Here is a 15250-nt window from a genome sequence, read left to right on the forward strand (position 1 = left end):
TGCCGGCTCCTCAGTAACCCAGATAGGATTTGCGGATTTCTTCGTTGTTCGCGATGTCCTTGGCATTACCCGACATCACGATGCGTCCGGTCTCGATCACATAGGCCTGGTCGGCGAGCTCGAGCGCGAGCTGGGCGTTCTGCTCCACCACCAGGATCGACACCTTGTCCTCGCGATTGATCTTGCCGAGGATGCCGAACAGGTCCCGCACGACGAGTGGCGCGAGGCCGAAGGACGGTTCGTCGAGCAGCATCAGGCGCGGCCGCAGCATCAGCGCGCGGGCGACCGCGAGCATCTGCTGCTCGCCGCCCGAGAGCGTGCCGGCCTGCTGGGTGTGGCGCTGCTTCAGCACCGGGAAATGCGCGTACATGCGCTCGATGTCGGAAACGATGCCGGCGCTATCCTTGCGGGTGATGGCCCCCAGCTGGAGGTTCTCCTCGACCGTCATGGTGGTGAAGGTGCCGCGGCCCTGCGGCACATGGGCGATGCCGAACCGCACGATGCTCTCGGTGGAGCGATTGCTGAGCGGCTTGCCCTCGAACTCGATCGCACCGGTGGAACGCACCATGTTGCAGATCGCGCGCAAGGTGGTGGTCTTGCCGGCGCCATTGGCGCCGAGCAGCGTCGTCAGCGATCCTTCGTTGAGCGAGAAGGACAGGCCGTGGAGCGCCTGGACCTGGCCGTAATAGGCGCGCAGGTCCTTGACGTTGAGCAGCGTCGTCATTGGTCCTTGCTCCCGAGATAGGCCTTGATGACGTCGGGGTCTGCCTGCACCTGGGCGGGCGTGCCTTCCGCGAGCTTCTTGCCGAAATTCAGCGCGACGACGTGGTCGGCAATCGACATCACGAGACCCATGTGGTGCTCGACCAGCAGCACGGTCATGTGGCGTTCGTCACGAATTTTGCGGATGAGGTCGCCGAGCACATAGACTTCCTCGTGGTTGAGGCCGCCGGCGGGCTCGTCGAGCAGCAGGATCTTGGGGTCGGCCGCGAGCGCACGCGCCAGCTCGACGCGCTTCTGCGTGCCGAAGGGCAGGCCGGACACGACGGTGTGGGCGACGTCCTCGAGCTTGAGATAGGCGAGGATCTCGTGGACCTTCTTGTTGACGTCAGTCTCGCTGCGCCGGACCCAGGCGAGCCGAAGCGAGTCGCTGATGATGTCGCTGGAGGTCTTCGAATGAGCGCCGACGCGGACGTTGTCCATCACCGACAGGTTCGGAAACAGCGCCACGTTCTGGAAGGTGCGGCCGATGCCGATCTCGGCGATCCGGTGCGGAGGCCGCGACAGGATGCTCACGCCTTCCATCAGGATGTCGCCCGACGAGGGCTGATAGAGCCGGGAGAGACAGTTGAAGAGCGTGGTCTTGCCGGCGCCGTTGGGGCCGATCAATCCGAGGATGGCGCCCTTGTGCATGTCAAAGGACACGCCGTTGAGCGCAATGATGCCGCCGAACACGACGCTGACGTCGCGAACCGCGAGCAGGGGCGATGTCCCCTGCGCGAGCTGTGCCTGCGTCATCTCGTCTCGCCCACGCACTTCAGTGGGCGAAGGGGCGATGCGAACCGCTCCCGGTGATGACAAAGGCTATCTGAACCCCTCGGCCACACGAGCAAGTTTCCCTCCTGATTTCAGCTTTTTGCTGACTTCTTTTTTGGATTGCGGCATCAGTCCCCCGAGTGCCGCTTCGATGTTCCTTACCATCGCAAGCAGACGCGGTCCAATGTCGTTGATCAAACGCTCTTCCGTGAAGCGGAATGCGGGCGCGCCGCAATTGAATGCGTAAGGTCCGGTTCCGTCGTTGAGCTTGAGCGCGACGCCGGCAGCGCCGATGTCGTCGTGCCAGTCGCCGACCGACATCGCGAAACCGTATTTCGCGACGGTCTCGCCGGAACGTTCGAGGCCATCGCGCATCTTCGGCCAGCGGCTGCCGTAATGTTCGCGCAGGATGCGGGACACTTCAGCGCGGCCCTCGTCGTCGAGCGCCCAGAAATAGGCGCGGCCCATCGCGCTGGTTGCAATCGGGACGCGGGAGCCGACGTCAAGTTGAACGCCGACCGTCTCGCTGCCACGGCTTTGCCCGAAATAGATCATGCTGTGGCGGTCGCGGCCGCCGATTGCGACGGCGCCTCCGGTCGCGCGCATCATTTCCTCGCGGAACGGTTCGGACAAATGCCGAACGCCGAGATTGGCCAGCGCCGCGTAGCCGAGCGCCATCGCCGCCGGCGCGAGCTGGTATTTCTCGAAACGGGGAACCGGCGTCAGATAACCGAGCTTCGTCAACGTGTAGGTCAGCCGCGAAACGGTCGGTTTGGGCAGATTGGTGCGCGCCGCGATCTCCTGATTGCCAAGAAGGCCGTCGTTGGGGTGGAATGCGCGCAATACATCTAGTCCGCGGGAAAGCGCGACGACGAAATTCCGATCGGTCGCTGTCTTCTTTCCTGTACGCTTCATCCCTGATCTGCTTCTTGCGCGGAGTCGTTGACAACGTCCGTGCTTCAAAATAACCCTGCCGTCAAGATGCGGAATTAAATTCCGCACCGCGAAATCGAACAAAAGTAAATCCCCACCAAGGAGGGAAACCGTGAGCGAAGTGGTCAAGCTTGAGCGTCATGACGAAGTCGGGATCGTCACGGTGAACAGCCCTCCGGTCAATGCGCTGAGTGCCGCAGTGCGCGGTGGCATTCTGGAGTGCATCAAGGCCGCGATTGCCGATCCCGCGATCAAGGGCATCGTGCTGACCTGCGCCGGCCGCACCTTCATCGCCGGTGCCGACATCACCGAATTCGGCAAGCCGCCGAAGCCGCCCGCCCTCAACGACGTGCTCGCCGAGATCGAGAACTCGCCGAAGCCGGTCGTTGCCGCGATCCACGGCACCGCGCTCGGCGGCGGCCTCGAGGTCGCGCTGGCCTGTCATTTCCGCGTCGCCGTGAAGGAAGCCAAGCTCGGCCTGCCCGAGGTGAAGCTGGGCCTGCTGCCGGGCGCCGGCGGCACCCAGCGCCTGCCGCGCGCGGTGGGCCCCGAGCTCGCCGTCAAGATGATCGTCGGCGGCGATCCGATCGGTGCCGCGGATGCGCTCAAGCACGGCCTGATCGAGGAGATCGTCGAGGGCCCGGCCTCCGGCGCTGAAGCCTTCGTGCGCAAATTGATCGCCGAGAAGCGTCCGCTGCGGCGCCTGCGCGACGACGATTCCAAGATCGCGGCGGCCAAGGCCGATCGCTCGATCTTCACCAATGCGGTCGCCGCTATGACCAAGAAGGCGCGCGGCCTGGAAGCGCCGTTCGCGGCGGCCGACGCCGTCGGCTATGCCATCGACCTGCCGTTCGACGAAGGGCTGAAGAAGGAGCGCGAGGGCTTCCTCAAGCTCGTCGCCAGCGACCAGTCCAAGGCGCAGCGCTATGCCTTCTTCGCCGAGCGCGAGGCCAGCAAGATCGCGGGCGTCCCTGACGGCACCAAGTCGCGGCCCGTGAACCGCGTCGCCATCCTCGGTGCCGGCACCATGGGCGGCGGCATCGCGATGTCCTTTGCCAATGCCGGCGTTCCCGTCACCCTGATCGAGACCGGCGAGGAGCAGCTCAAGCGCGGCATGGGCATCATGCAGAAGAACTGGGAAGCGACCGCCGCCCGCGGCGGCATCCCGGCGGACGCGCCCGCCAAGCGCATGGCGCTGATCAACGGCGTCGTCGGCATCGAGAATGTCGGCGATGCCGACCTCGTCATCGAAGCCGTGTTCGAGACCATGGCGGTGAAGAAGGAAGTGTTCGGCAAGCTCGACCAGTACGTCAAGCCCGGCGCGGTGCTCGCCTCCAACACCTCGTACCTGAACATCGACGAGATCGCGAAATCGACCAAGCGTCCGCAGGACGTGCTCGGCATGCACTTCTTCTCGCCGGCCAACGTCATGAAGCTGTGCGAGATCGTGCGCGCCGACAAGACCGCGCCGGATGCGCTGGTCACCGCCGTGACCATCGCGCGCAGGATCGCGAAAGTGCCGACCGTGGTCGGCGTCTGCGACGGCTTTGTCGGCAATCGCATGCTGGCGCAGCGCGGCAAGCAGTCGGAAAAGCTGCTGTTCGAAGGCGCTCTGCCGCAGCAGGTCGATGCCGTCGTGACCAAGTTCGGCATGCCGATGGGGCCGTTCGCGATGGGCGATCTCGCCGGCCTCGACATCGGCTGGCGCTCGCGCAAGGACCGCGGCATCAAGTCGGAGATCGCGGACGCGCTCTGCGAAGCCGGCCGTTTCGGCCAGAAGACCGGCAAGGGCTACTACAAGTATGAAGCGGGCTCGCGCTCGGCGCTGCCCGATCCGGAGGTCGAAAAGCTGATCGACGAGACGCTGCTCCGTCTCGGCCGCAAGAAGCGCGTCGTCAGCGACGAGGAGATCCTCGAGCGCATGATGTACCCGATGATCAACGAGGGCGCGAAGATCCTCGAAGAGGGCGTCGCGGCGCGTCCGTCCGACATCGACGTGGTCTGGCTCTACGGCTACGGCTGGCCGGTCTATCGCGGCGGCCCGATGTTCTGGGCCGACACCGTCGGCCTCAAGCACATCGCCGATCGCCTTTCCTTCTACGCCAAGGAGACCAACGACCCGAGCCTCGAGCCCGCGCCGCTGCTGAAGAAGCTCGCGGCGGAGGGCAAAACGTTCGCCTCGCTGGCCGCGGCGTCGAAGGCGGCGTGAGGGAGCTTTGTGCTCCAACTCTCAGTCATTCCGGGGCGCCCGTAGGGCGAACCCGGAATCTCGAGATTCCGGGTTCGATGCTCCGGCGTCGCGCTTCGCGATCCCGTCGCATCGCCCCGGAATGACGGTCTGCGGTTTAAGGAAGCAATGACCCATCCCGGCGAACAGTTTTATCCCGAGGGCGTGCGTTGGGACGACACCATCGTCCAAGGCTCGCTGCCTGACCTGTTGTCGACAGCCGCCGCCGAGTTCGGCCCGCGCACCGCGCTGGAATTCCGCGATCGGCCGATCAGCTACACCGAGCTCGCCGGGATGGCCGATCGCGCGGCTGCGGCCTTTCTGCGCGCCGGCTGCGGCAAGAACAATTCCGTCGCGCTGTTCCTCGGCAACACGCCGGACCATCCCGTCAATTTCTTCGGCGCGCTGAAGGCAGGCAGCCGCGTCGCGCATCTCTCGCCGCTCGACGGCGAGATCGCGCTGACGCACAAGGTCTCGGATTCCGGCTCGCGCCTGCTCGTCACCTCGAACCTCCAGGCACTGCTGCCGACCGCGCTGAAATTCCTGGAAAAGGGACTGATCGACCGCCTCGTCGTCTGCGAGGACGACAATTGGGGCAAGGTCGGCACGCCGCAGGCACAGATCCCCGATGATCCCCGCATCGTCACCTTCAAGACGTTCGTCGAGGGTGCCACCGCGCCTGCGCAGTGGCCGTCCGTGACGGCCGACGACGTCGCGCTGCTGCAATATACCGGCGGCACCACGGGCCTGCCCAAGGGCGCGATGCTCACCCACGGCAACCTCACCTCCGCGGTGTCGATCTACGACGTCTGGGGCAAGCCGACGCGCGCGGCGCGCGGCGACGTCGTCGAGCGCGTGATCTGCGTGCTGCCGCTGTTCCACATCTATGCGCTCACCGTCGTGCTGCTGTCCTCGCTCAGCCGCGGCAATCTGATCTCGCTGCATCAGCGTTTCGACGTCGAGGCCGTGATGCGCGACATCGAAATCAGGCGCGCGACCTACTTCCCGGGCGTGCCGACGATGTGGATCGCGATCGCCGCGCTCCCTGATCTGGACAAGCGCGACTTCTCCTCGCTCAGCGCCATCGGCTCCGGCGGGGCGCCGCTGCCGGTGGAGGTCGCGAGCTTCTTCGAGCGCAAGGTCGGCAAGAAGCTGCGCAGCGGCTGGGGCATGACCGAGACCTGCTCGCCCGGCACCGGCCATCCGCCGACAGGACCGGACAAGCCCGGGTCGATCGGCCTCATGCTGCCCGGCATCGAGCTCGACGTCGTCTCGCTGGACGATCCCGCAAAGGTGCTGCCGCCGGGCGAAGTCGGCGAGATCCGCATCAAGGGCCCGAACGTCACCCAGGGCTACTGGAACAAGCCGAAGGAATCCGCGGAGTCATTTTCCGAAGGCCGCTTCCTTACCGGCGACATCGGCTATGTCGACACCGACGGCTACTTCTTCCTGGTCGACCGCAAGAAGGACATGATCATCTCCGGCGGCTTCAACGTCTATCCGCAGATGATCGAGCAGGCGATCTACACCATACCCGGCGTGCACGAGGTGATCGTGCTCGGCATTCCCGACCAGTATCGGGGTGAGGCCGCAAAAGCCTTCATCAAGCTGAAGCCGGATGCGAAGCCGTTCTCGCTCGACGAGCTGCGCGCGCAGCTCGCCGGCAAGGTCGGCAAGCACGAGCTGCCGGCCGAGGTCGAGTTCGTCGACGACCTGCCGCGCACGCCGGTCGGAAAGCTGTCGCGCCACGAGTTGCGCCGGCAGCAGAAACCATCACAATCCACGCAACCAGGAGGTCGCTCTTGACCGACGCCGTCATCGTTTCCACCGCCCGCACGCCGATCGGCAAGGCCTATCGCGGCATGCTCAACGCCACCGAGGGCGCAACCTTGCTCGGCCACGCCATCGGGGAGGCCGTCGCGCGCGCCAAGGTCGACCCGAAGGAGGTCGAGGACGTCGTGATGGGCGCAGCGCTCCAGCAGGGCGCGACCGGCGGCAACATCGCGCGCAAGGCGCTGCTCCGTGCCGGCCTCCCCGTCACCGTCGCCGGCACCACCATCGACCGGCAGTGTGCCTCGGGCCTGCAGGCGATCGCGCTCGCCGCGCGCTCGGTGATCTTCGATGGCGTCGAGATCGCGGTCGGCGGCGGCGGCGAGTCGATCTCGCTCGTGCAGAACGACAAGATGAACGGCTTCCACGCCCAGGATCCGGCGCTGCTGAAGATCAAGGGCGAGGTCTACATGCCCATGATCGACACCGCCGAAGTCGTCGCCAAGCGCTACGGCATCTCGCGCGAGAAGCAGGACGAATATTCCCTGGAGAGCCAGCGCCGCACCGCAGCGGCCCAGCAGGGCGGCAAGTTCAAGGACGAGCTCGCGCCGATCACGACGCAGATGGCGGTCACCGACAAGGCGACCGGCGCCGTGTCGATGAAGGAGGTTACGCTGTCGCAGGACGAAGGCCCGCGCCCCGAGACCACCGCAGAAGGCCTCGCCGGCCTCAAGCCCGTCCGCGGCGAGGGCTTTTCGATCACCGCCGGCAACGCCAGCCAGCTTTCCGACGGCGCCAGCGCCTCGGTGATCATGAGCGACAAGGAAGCCTCAAAGCGCGGCCTCAAGCCGCTCGGCATCTTCCGCGGCTTCGTCTCGGCCGGCTGTGAGCCGGACGAGATGGGCATCGGTCCGGTCTTCGCCGTGCCGCGCCTGCTCAAGCGCCACGGTCTCACCGTCGACGACATCGGGCTCTGGGAGCTCAACGAAGCCTTCGCGGTGCAGGTGCTGTATTGCCGCGACAAGCTCGGCATCGATCCCGAGAAGATCAACGTCGACGGCGGCGCGATCTCGGTCGGCCACCCCTACGGCATGTCGGGGGCGCGCCTCACTGGTCACGCGCTGATCGAAGGCCGCCGCCGCAAGGCCAAGTATGCGGTCGTCACCATGTGCGTCGGCGGCGGCATGGGCGCTGCCGGGTTGTTTGAGATTTTGCAGTAATTCACAGGAGGATCCGATGGATCTCGCATTCACGAAAGAAGAGCAGGCGTTTCGCGAGGAAGTGCGATCGTTCTTCCGCGACAACGTGCCGCCGGATACGCGGCGCAAGCTGGTCGAGGGCCGTCATCTCTCGAAGGACGAGATGGTGACGTGGTGGCGCATCCTCAACAAGAAGGGCTGGGGCGTCAGCCATTGGCCCAAGCAATATGGCGGCACCGGCTGGACCTCCGTGCAGCATTACATCTTCAACGAGGAGCTGCAGTCCTATCCGGCGCCGCAGCCGCTCGCCTTCGGCGTCAGCATGGTCGGCCCCGTCATCTACACCTTCGGCAACGAAGAGCAGAAGAAGCAGTATCTGCCGCGCATCGCCAATGTCGACGACTGGTGGTGCCAGGGCTTCTCCGAGCCCGGCTCCGGCTCCGACCTCGCTTCGCTGAAGACCAAGGCCGAGCGCAAGGGCGACAAGTGGATCATCAACGGCCAGAAGACCTGGACCACGCTGGCCCAGCACGCCGACATGATCTTCTGCCTCTGCCGCACCGACGCGACCGCCAAGAAGCAGATGGGCATCTCCTTCATCGTCTTCTCGATGAAGTCGAAGGGCGTCACCGTGCGCCCGATCCAGACCATCGACGGCGGCGTCGAGGTCAACGAAGTCTTCTTCGACGACGTCGAGGTGCCCTACGAGAACCTGATCGGCGAGGAGAACAAGGGCTGGGATTACGCAAAATTCCTGCTCGGCAATGAGCGTACCGGCATCGCGCGGGTCGGCGTCTCCAAGGAGCGGCTGCGCCGCATCCGCGATCTCGCCTCCAAGGTCGAATCCGGCGGCAAGCCGATCATCCAGGACGCAGCCTTCCGCGAGAAGCTGGCGGCCTGCGAGATCGAGCTGAAGGCGCTCGAGCTGACGCAGCTGCGCGTCGTCGCCGACGAGGGCAAGCACGGCAAGGGCAAGCCCAATCCGGCCTCGTCCGTGCTGAAGATCAAGGGCTCGGAGATCCAGCAGACCACCACCGAGCTGCTGATGGAAGTGATCGGCCCGTTCGCCGCGCCCTACGACGTGCACGGCGACGACGGCTCCAACGAAGCCATGGAGTGGACCGCCCAGATCGCGCCGAGCTACTTCAACAACCGCAAGGTCTCGATCTACGGCGGCTCCAACGAGATCCAGCGCAACATCATCGCCAAGGCGGTGCTGGGGCTCTAGACGACTGTCATTCCGGGGCGCGCGAAGCGCGAACCCGGAATCTCGCGCCACAACCTCTGGATTCCGGGTTCACGCGCTATCGCGCGTGCCCCGGAATGACGAAGCCAAATAAGTCCGGGTACGAGGAACCAAAGAAATGGATTTTGATCTGAACGAGGAGCAGCGGCTTCTCAAGGACAGCATCGACGGCCTGCTGACCGATTCCTACGATTTCGAGAGCCGCAAGAAGTACATGAAGGAGAAGGGCGGCTGGAGCCAGGCTGTCTGGGGCAAGCTCGCCGAGCAGGGCCTGCTCGGTCTGCCCTTCGCGGAGGCCGATGGCGGCTTCGGCGGCGGCGGTGTCGAGACCATGATCGTGATGGAAGCGCTCGGCAAGGCGCTGGTGCTCGAGCCGTATCTGGCGACGGTCGTGATCGGCGGCGGCTTCCTGCGCCATGCGGGCAGCGATGCACAGAAGGCCGCGCACGTGCCCGGGATCATCGACGGCAGCAAGACGCTGGCATTCGCCCAGCTCGAGAAGAACTCGCGCTACGATCTCTTCGACGTCTCCACGACCGCGAAGAAGAAGGGCGACGGCTGGGTGATCGACGGCGAGAAGTTCGTCGTGCTCAACGGCGAGAACGCGCAGACGCTTGTCGTCACCGCCCGCACCAAGGGTGACCGTCGCGACAAGACGGGCATCGGCGTGTTCCTGGTGCCGGCGAATGCCAAGGGCGTGACCAAGAAGTCGTACCCGACCCAGGACGGCCTGCACGCCGCCGACATCACCTTCACCGGCGTCGAAGTTGGCAGCGATGCGGCGATCGGCAATCCCGACGACTCGCTTGCGCTGATCGAGCGCGTCGTGGACGAAGCCCGCGTCGCGCTCTGCGCCGAAGCGGTCGGGCTGATGGACGAGTCGCTCAAGACCACAGTCGAGTACATCAAGACCCGAAAGCAGTTCGGCGTGGCGATCGGCTCGTTCCAGTCGTTGCAGCACCGTGCCTCCGACATGTTCGTCGCCGCGGAGCAGGCCCGCTCGATGTCGATGTTCGCGACCATGGCCGGTGATTTCGAGGACGCCAAGGAGCGTTCCAACGCGATCGCCGCGGCCAAGGTGCAGATCGGCAAGTCCCTGAAGTTCGTGGGACAGCAGGCGATCCAGCTTCACGGCGGCATCGGCATGACCATGGAGGCCAAGATCGGCCACTACTTCAAGCGCCTCACCATGATCGAGAACTCGTTCGGCGACACCGACTACCACCAGCGCCGCGTCGCGGATGGCGGCGGGTTGATCTGAGCCGATCTAACCACACGAAAACTGTCATGCCCCGGCTTGACCGGGGCATCCAGTACGCCGCGGCGGCAGTTCGTTCACGCAACTTCAGCCGCGGCGTACTGGATCGCCCGCCTTCGCGGGCGATGACACCGACAAGCGGCATCAGCGGAGCAACAACAATGAAAAACACCCCGTTCGATCTCACCGGCAAGGTCGCCGTGGTCACCGGCTCCAGCCGCGGCATCGGCCGCTCCTCCGCAGAGCTGCTCGCAAAGCTCGGGGCCAAGGTCGTGGTGTCCTCGCGCAAGGCCGACGCCTGCAAGGAGGTGGCCGACGGCATCAATGCATCGGGCGGCGATGCCACCGTCATTCCCTGCAACATCGCGCGCAAGGCCGAGGTCGAGGCGCTGATCTCGGGCACCATCAAGCATTACGGCAAGATCGACATCCTCGTCTGCAATGCGGCCGTCAATCCGTATTACGGCCCGCTGCTCGACATCACGGACGAGGCCTTCGACAAGATCATGGGCAGCAACGTCAAGAGCAACATCTGGCTGTCCGCGCTGGCGATCCCGCAAATGGCCGAGCGCGGCAACGGCTCCGTCGTCATCATCTCCTCGATCGGGGGCCTGCGCGGCTCGACCGTGATCGGCGCCTACGGCATCTCGAAAGCCGCCGATTTCGCGCTGTGCCGCTCGCTCGCCGGCGAGTGGGGCCCGAAAGGCGTCCGCGTCAACTGCATCGCGCCCGGCCTCGTCAAGACCGACTTCGCGCGCGCGCTGTGGGAAGACGAAGCTATGCTGAAGCGCCGCACCGCCACCACGCCGCTCCGCCGCATCGGCGAACCCGACGAAATCGCCGGCGCCGTCGCCTATCTCGCCTCCGACGCCTCGAGCTTCATGACCGGCCAGACCATCGTGATCGACGGCGGCGTGACGACGGCGGCGGTGTAAGTTACTGCGAGATCTCTCGGCTCGTCGTCCCGGACAAGCGAAGCGCAGATCCGGGACCCATAACCACAGGGAGTGGTTTGGCGAAGACTCGTGGTGACCAACTCGGTCTCCAACTTCTCCTTGGGGTTCTGGGTCCCTGCTTTCGCAGGGACGACGACTGAGCGTGAGGCGCGCTCAAGGATATTGACCTTCCGCCTCCAATCCGCTCCCTTTGGCGCGACACAATGATCCCTCACGGGAAAACGCCAAGGTAAGCTTCCATGTCTTTCGTCCTCGCCATCGACCAGGGCACCACCTCCTCGCGCGCCATCGTCTTTCGCAGCGACATCTCGATCGCCGCCCGCGCGCAGCAGGAATTTCCGCAGCATTTTCCGGCCTCGGGCTGGGTGGAGCACGAGCCGGAGGACATCTGGACCTCGACCGTGATGGTCTGCCGCGAGGCGATCGAGCAGGCCGGCATCGGCGCCAAGGACATCGCCGCGATCGGCATCACCAATCAGCGCGAGACCACCGTGGTGTGGGACCGTGCCACGGGCCAGGCCGTGCACCGCGCCATCGTCTGGCAGGACCGGCGCACCGCCGACGTCTGCGCCAAACTCAAGGCCGACGGCCGCGAGCCCCTGATCTCGCAAAAGACCGGCCTGATCATCGATCCCTATTTCTCCGGCACCAAGGTCGCATGGATCCTCGATCACGTCCCCGGTGCGCGGGCGCGCGCCGCGCGCGGCGAATTGATGTTCGGCACCATCGACTGTTACCTGCTCTGGCGCCTCACCGGCGGCAAGGTGCACGCCACCGATGCCACCAACGCCTCGCGCACGCTGCTGTTCAACATCCACACCGGCCAGTGGGACGACGAGCTCCTGGAGATCATCGGCGTGCCGCGCTCGATGCTGCCCGAGGTGAAGGATTCCTCGGCCCGCTTCGGCGAGAGCACGCCCGACCTGTTCGGCGGCGCCATCGCTATCTCCGGCATCGCCGGCGACCAGCAGGCCGCGACCATCGGCCAGGCCTGCTTCCGCCCGGGCATGATGAAGTCCACCTACGGCACCGGCTGCTTCGCGCTGCTCAACACCGGCACCACGCCCGTGGTGTCGAAGAACAAGCTGCTCACCACCGTCGCCTATCAGCTCGACGGCAAACGCACCTACGCGCTCGAAGGCTCGATCTTCGTCGCAGGCAGTGCGGTGCAGTGGCTGCGCGACGGCCTCGGCATCATCAAGCACGCGGCCGAGACCGGCCCGCTCGCCGATCAATCCGATTCCATGCAGAGCGTCTATCTGGTGCCGGCTTTCGTCGGCATGGGCGCGCCCTACTGGAATCCGCGCGTGCGCGGCGCGCTGTTCGGCCTCACCCGCAACACCGGCCCGGCCGAGCTCGCGCACGCCGCGCTGGAGAGCGTGTGCTACCAGACCTTCGATCTCTGGGCGGCGATGCGCGCCGACTGGCCGAGCTCGGAAACCGCCAGCGTCGTGCTGCGCGTCGACGGTGGCATGACCGCATCCGACTGGACCATGCAGCGCCTCGCAGACCTCCTCGACGCGCCGGTCGATCGCCCCGTGATCCAGGAGACCACGGCACTGGGCGCCGCCTATCTCGCCGGCCTCCAGGCGGGCGTCTATCCCGAGCCGACGAAATTCGCCGACAACTGGCGCCTCGAGCACCGCTTCAAGCCGAACATGAGCCAGGCGACGCGCGAGCGAAAGCTCGCGGGATGGGCGCGGGCGGTGAAGGGCGTGCTGGCGAGCGACGAGGGGGAGGGGTAGCGGCCGAGTAAATTTCGTAGCCTGGATGGAGCTTGGCTCCATCCGGGCTACACATCTGCCTCCACCGTCATTGCGAGCGCAGCGAAGCAATCCAGTCTGCCTCCGCGGAAAGAGTCTGGATTGCTTCGCTGCGCTCGCAATGACGGCGTGGGGGCATCGCCGTCGCTCTTCGAACTTCAACATGACGCACAATAAAACGGGCAAAGAATGATCCTCCCCGACGGTTACTCCGATGTGCCCGACGGCAAGATCGCCGCCGTCGTCACCCATCTCGAGATGACCGCACGCCCTGCGCGCCGCGACGATCCACCAGGTGCGTGGACCTTGCGTAAAGTCGACGCCCCCGCGATCGCCTGGTACCGCGATCTCTTCCGCCGCGTCGGCGAGGAGTGGCTGTGGTTTTCGCGGGCGCGCATGAACGACGCGCAGCTTACCGCGGTCATTCACGCACCGGGGATCGAAGTCTACGCGCTGATGGTGGACGGCCGCGACGAAGGCCTGCTGGAGCTGGATTTCCGCGAGGCCGCCCAGTGCGAGCTGGTCTATTTCGGCGTCACCGCGCCCTTGATCGGACGCGGCGCCGCCCGCTTCCTGATGAACCGGGCACTTGAGATCGCGTGGTCACGCGACCTCCGCCGCGTCTGGGTGCACACCTGCACCTTCGACCACCCGTCCGCCGTCGCGTTCTACCAGCGCTCCGGCTTCCGCCCCTTCCGCCGCCAGATCGAGATCGCCGACGACCCGCGCCTCGACGGAACGGCGCCGCGCGATGCGGCGAAGCATGTGCCGATCATTGAGTAATGCGCTGGGCCGTAGCCCGGAGGAGCGCGGCGAAATCCGGGGCGAGCGCAATGCTCTCCTTCCAAGAAGTTTGTTGCGGCCGGCGCGCATTGGCGATGAACTGGGCGGCGCAGCCGTAGCCAACGAACGAGAAGCGTGAAAACCATGTTCCTGATCGGCCAATACGACTCCCCCTTCGTCCGTCGCGTCGCGATTGCGCTGCGGCTTTACGGCCTCGCCTTCGAGCATCGGCCGTGGTCGACCTTCGGTGATGCCGACAGGATCGCGCCGTACAATCCGCTGCGGCGCGTGCCGACGCTGGTGCTCGACGACGGCGAGGCGCTGATCGAGAGCACGATCGTCCTGGACTATCTCGACGAACGCGTCGGGCCGGACAAGGCCATGCTGCCGCAGGCCGGTGCCGAGCGGCGCAAGCACTTGCGCATCTGCGCGCTTGCCTGCGGTCTCGGCGACAAGGCGGTCAGCCTGCTCTATGAGCGCGTGCTGCGGAAGGAGCAGCTTGCGCTGTGGGTCGAGCGCTGCCAGGCGCAGATTCTCGACGTGCTCGGCGTGCTGGAGGCCGAGCGCGCGAAGGTGACGACGCCGTACTGGCTTGGCGACCGCATCGGCCATGCCGACGTCGCGGTTGCCTGCGTCGTCCGCTTCACCCGCGAAGCGCATCCGCAATTGTTCGACGCGGCGCGCTATCCGGCGCTGTCAGCGCATGCCGAGCGCTGCGAGGCCCTCGCGCCGTTTCAGGAGATCGTGCAGCCGCTGGCGCCGCCGAAGGGGTGAAGGTGGCGTAGCCCGGATGGAGCGCAGCGAAATCCGGAGCAGCGTCCCCGCATTCTGCTCCGCTCCATGCGGGCTACAACCCGATGTTATTTCCGCGAACAGGGTTTGATCTCGCCCGCCGCGGTCTTCAGCACGATCGGATTCGGCGACAGCCTTATCCCGAAGAACAATTGGGAGCCGGACACCTTGTCGTCCGATCCTTCGTGTGCCTCCAGCTCGAGCTTTGCTGCGATCTCGGATGTCAGCTTGGCCCGCTCCTCCATCGAAATCTTGTTGTGATATTTGATCTCGTAGACGACATCGGCCTCGAGCACGGACCGCGTCTGGCACACGAGGCTGCCGCTCGAAATGTTCTGGGTGACCGCGTCCTCGCAGTCGGCCTTCAGCAATGCATTCCGGGTCGAGATCAGCAATTCGTCGGAAATCAGCAGAATGTTGGCGTTCTCGAGCTTGAGGTGAATCGAATCGACCTGCTCCATCCCGGCGACGGCGGAGAGCTTGTCCCTGATCTGGGCGGATACGTCGAGATTCTTCTCGAGCGACTGCTTCAAGTCCCGGTCCATGGTCCGGGATTTCTGAATCTTGCCGGTCAGGAGCGCGGGGTCGACTTCGCATGTCGGATGCAGCTCCAGCCGGCCATTGCTGAGATATTCGATCGTGTTGATCGTGCCGGGACCGCCGAACGTGCTCGGCGGCACCACCTCGAAATATCCGGTCTCGGAGAGGATGGCTGTGATCGTCTGCTTCTTGCGCGGAAACCCGGCCCAGGCCGCAATCATCACCAGGCCTATCGCGACAAATACGC

Annotated in this window: 13 protein-coding genes; 9 read left to right on the plus strand and 4 right to left on the minus strand. The window is 65.4% G+C overall.

The features are described 5' to 3' along the window. Window positions 1–10: 10 nt before the first annotated feature. The 3 genes from NLM25_RS05495 to NLM25_RS05505 form a co-directional block, all read right to left on the minus strand. Entirely contained in the window at window positions 11–724 is a 714-nt protein-coding gene (locus NLM25_RS05495; RefSeq protein WP_014498266.1) for an ABC transporter ATP-binding protein, read from the minus strand. Further along, the gene (locus NLM25_RS05500) at window positions 721–1518 is read right to left on the minus strand and encodes an ABC transporter ATP-binding protein (RefSeq protein ID WP_254136338.1); all 798 of its coding nucleotides are present in this window, start codon (window positions 1516–1518) and stop codon (window positions 721–723) included. Before NLM25_RS05500 ends, NLM25_RS05495 begins: the two co-directional genes overlap by 4 nt. A 66-nt stretch (window positions 1519–1584) precedes the next feature. Then, window positions 1585–2451: an IclR family transcriptional regulator gene (locus NLM25_RS05505; protein ID WP_254124148.1), complete on the minus strand. Its 867-nt coding sequence runs from the start codon at window positions 2449–2451 to the stop codon at window positions 1585–1587. Between the two features lie 130 nt (window positions 2452–2581). On the opposite strand from NLM25_RS05505, the gene NLM25_RS05510 reads away from it, so the two are divergent. The 9 genes from NLM25_RS05510 (at window position 2582) to NLM25_RS05550 (ending at window position 14445) form a co-directional block, all read left to right on the plus strand. Beyond that, window positions 2582–4678 carry a 3-hydroxyacyl-CoA dehydrogenase NAD-binding domain-containing protein gene (locus tag NLM25_RS05510; RefSeq protein WP_254136339.1) on the plus strand — a complete coding sequence of 699 codons (2097 nt, stop codon included), beginning with the start codon at window positions 2582–2584 and terminating at the stop codon, window positions 4676–4678. 147 nt (window positions 4679–4825) lie between these two features. Then, entirely contained in the window at window positions 4826–6502 is a 1677-nt protein-coding gene (pimA, locus tag NLM25_RS05515) for a dicarboxylate--CoA ligase PimA (RefSeq protein WP_254136340.1), read from the plus strand. Further along, a complete protein-coding gene (locus tag NLM25_RS05520; RefSeq protein WP_254115946.1) occupies window positions 6499–7686 on the plus strand; it encodes an acetyl-CoA C-acyltransferase in 1188 nt (395 codons plus the stop codon). The genes pimA and NLM25_RS05520 overlap by 4 nt, the downstream gene beginning before the upstream one ends. Before the next feature lie 16 nt (window positions 7687–7702). Beyond that, window positions 7703–8893 carry a pimeloyl-CoA dehydrogenase large subunit gene (gene pimC, locus NLM25_RS05525; protein WP_254115947.1) on the plus strand — a complete coding sequence of 397 codons (1191 nt, stop codon included), beginning with the start codon at window positions 7703–7705 and terminating at the stop codon, window positions 8891–8893. Window positions 8894–9029: 136 nt separating this feature from the next. Continuing rightward, a complete protein-coding gene (pimD, locus tag NLM25_RS05530) occupies window positions 9030–10172 on the plus strand; it encodes a pimeloyl-CoA dehydrogenase small subunit (RefSeq protein ID WP_254115948.1) in 1143 nt (380 codons plus the stop codon). A 158-nt stretch (window positions 10173–10330) separates the two neighbouring features. After that, window positions 10331–11104: an SDR family NAD(P)-dependent oxidoreductase gene (locus NLM25_RS05535; protein ID WP_254136341.1), complete on the plus strand. Its 774-nt coding sequence runs from the start codon at window positions 10331–10333 to the stop codon at window positions 11102–11104. Between the two features lie 260 nt (window positions 11105–11364). After that, window positions 11365–12870, plus strand: a complete 1506-nt coding sequence (glpK, locus tag NLM25_RS05540) for a glycerol kinase GlpK (RefSeq protein WP_254115950.1) — start codon at window positions 11365–11367, stop codon at window positions 12868–12870. Between the two features lie 207 nt (window positions 12871–13077). Continuing rightward, on the plus strand, window positions 13078–13671 hold the full coding sequence (locus tag NLM25_RS05545) for a GNAT family N-acetyltransferase (protein ID WP_254136342.1): 594 nt from the start codon (window positions 13078–13080) through the stop codon (window positions 13669–13671). 144 nt (window positions 13672–13815) lie between these two features. Further along, window positions 13816–14445: a glutathione S-transferase family protein gene (locus NLM25_RS05550; RefSeq protein ID WP_254141114.1), complete on the plus strand. Its 630-nt coding sequence runs from the start codon at window positions 13816–13818 to the stop codon at window positions 14443–14445. 86 nt (window positions 14446–14531) lie between these two features. Here the strand turns inward: NLM25_RS05550 and NLM25_RS05555 are convergent, their stop codons facing one another. Then, on the minus strand, window positions 14532–15224 hold the full coding sequence (locus NLM25_RS05555; protein WP_254141115.1) for a hypothetical protein: 693 nt from the start codon (window positions 15222–15224) through the stop codon (window positions 14532–14534). Between the last annotated feature and the right edge of the window lie 26 nt (window positions 15225–15250).

Origin of the sequence: Bradyrhizobium sp. CCGB01, from assembly GCF_024199795.1 — a bacterium.
Taxonomy (GTDB): domain Bacteria; phylum Pseudomonadota; class Alphaproteobacteria; order Rhizobiales; family Xanthobacteraceae; genus Bradyrhizobium.

Coding starts and splice junctions, on each gene's coding strand:
- NLM25_RS05495 (WP_014498266.1), bottom strand. CDS start 724: ATGACGACGCTGCTCAACGTCAAGGACCTGCGCGCCTATTACGGCCAG.
- NLM25_RS05500 (WP_254136338.1), bottom strand. CDS start 1,518: ATGACGCAGGCACAGCTCGCGCAGGGGACATCGCCCCTGCTCGCGGTT.
- NLM25_RS05505 (WP_254124148.1), bottom strand. CDS start 2,451: ATGAAGCGTACAGGAAAGAAGACAGCGACCGATCGGAATTTCGTCGTC.
- pimA (WP_254136340.1), top strand. CDS start 4,826: ATGACCCATCCCGGCGAACAGTTTTATCCCGAGGGCGTGCGTTGGGAC.
- pimC (WP_254115947.1), top strand. CDS start 7,703: ATGGATCTCGCATTCACGAAAGAAGAGCAGGCGTTTCGCGAGGAAGTG.
- pimD (WP_254115948.1), top strand. CDS start 9,030: ATGGATTTTGATCTGAACGAGGAGCAGCGGCTTCTCAAGGACAGCATC.
- NLM25_RS05535 (WP_254136341.1), top strand. CDS start 10,331: ATGAAAAACACCCCGTTCGATCTCACCGGCAAGGTCGCCGTGGTCACC.
- glpK (WP_254115950.1), top strand. CDS start 11,365: ATGTCTTTCGTCCTCGCCATCGACCAGGGCACCACCTCCTCGCGCGCC.
- NLM25_RS05545 (WP_254136342.1), top strand. CDS start 13,078: ATGATCCTCCCCGACGGTTACTCCGATGTGCCCGACGGCAAGATCGCC.
- NLM25_RS05550 (WP_254141114.1), top strand. CDS start 13,816: ATGTTCCTGATCGGCCAATACGACTCCCCCTTCGTCCGTCGCGTCGCG.
- NLM25_RS05555 (WP_254141115.1), bottom strand. CDS start 15,224: ATGATTGCGGCCTGGGCCGGGTTTCCGCGCAAGAAGCAGACGATCACA.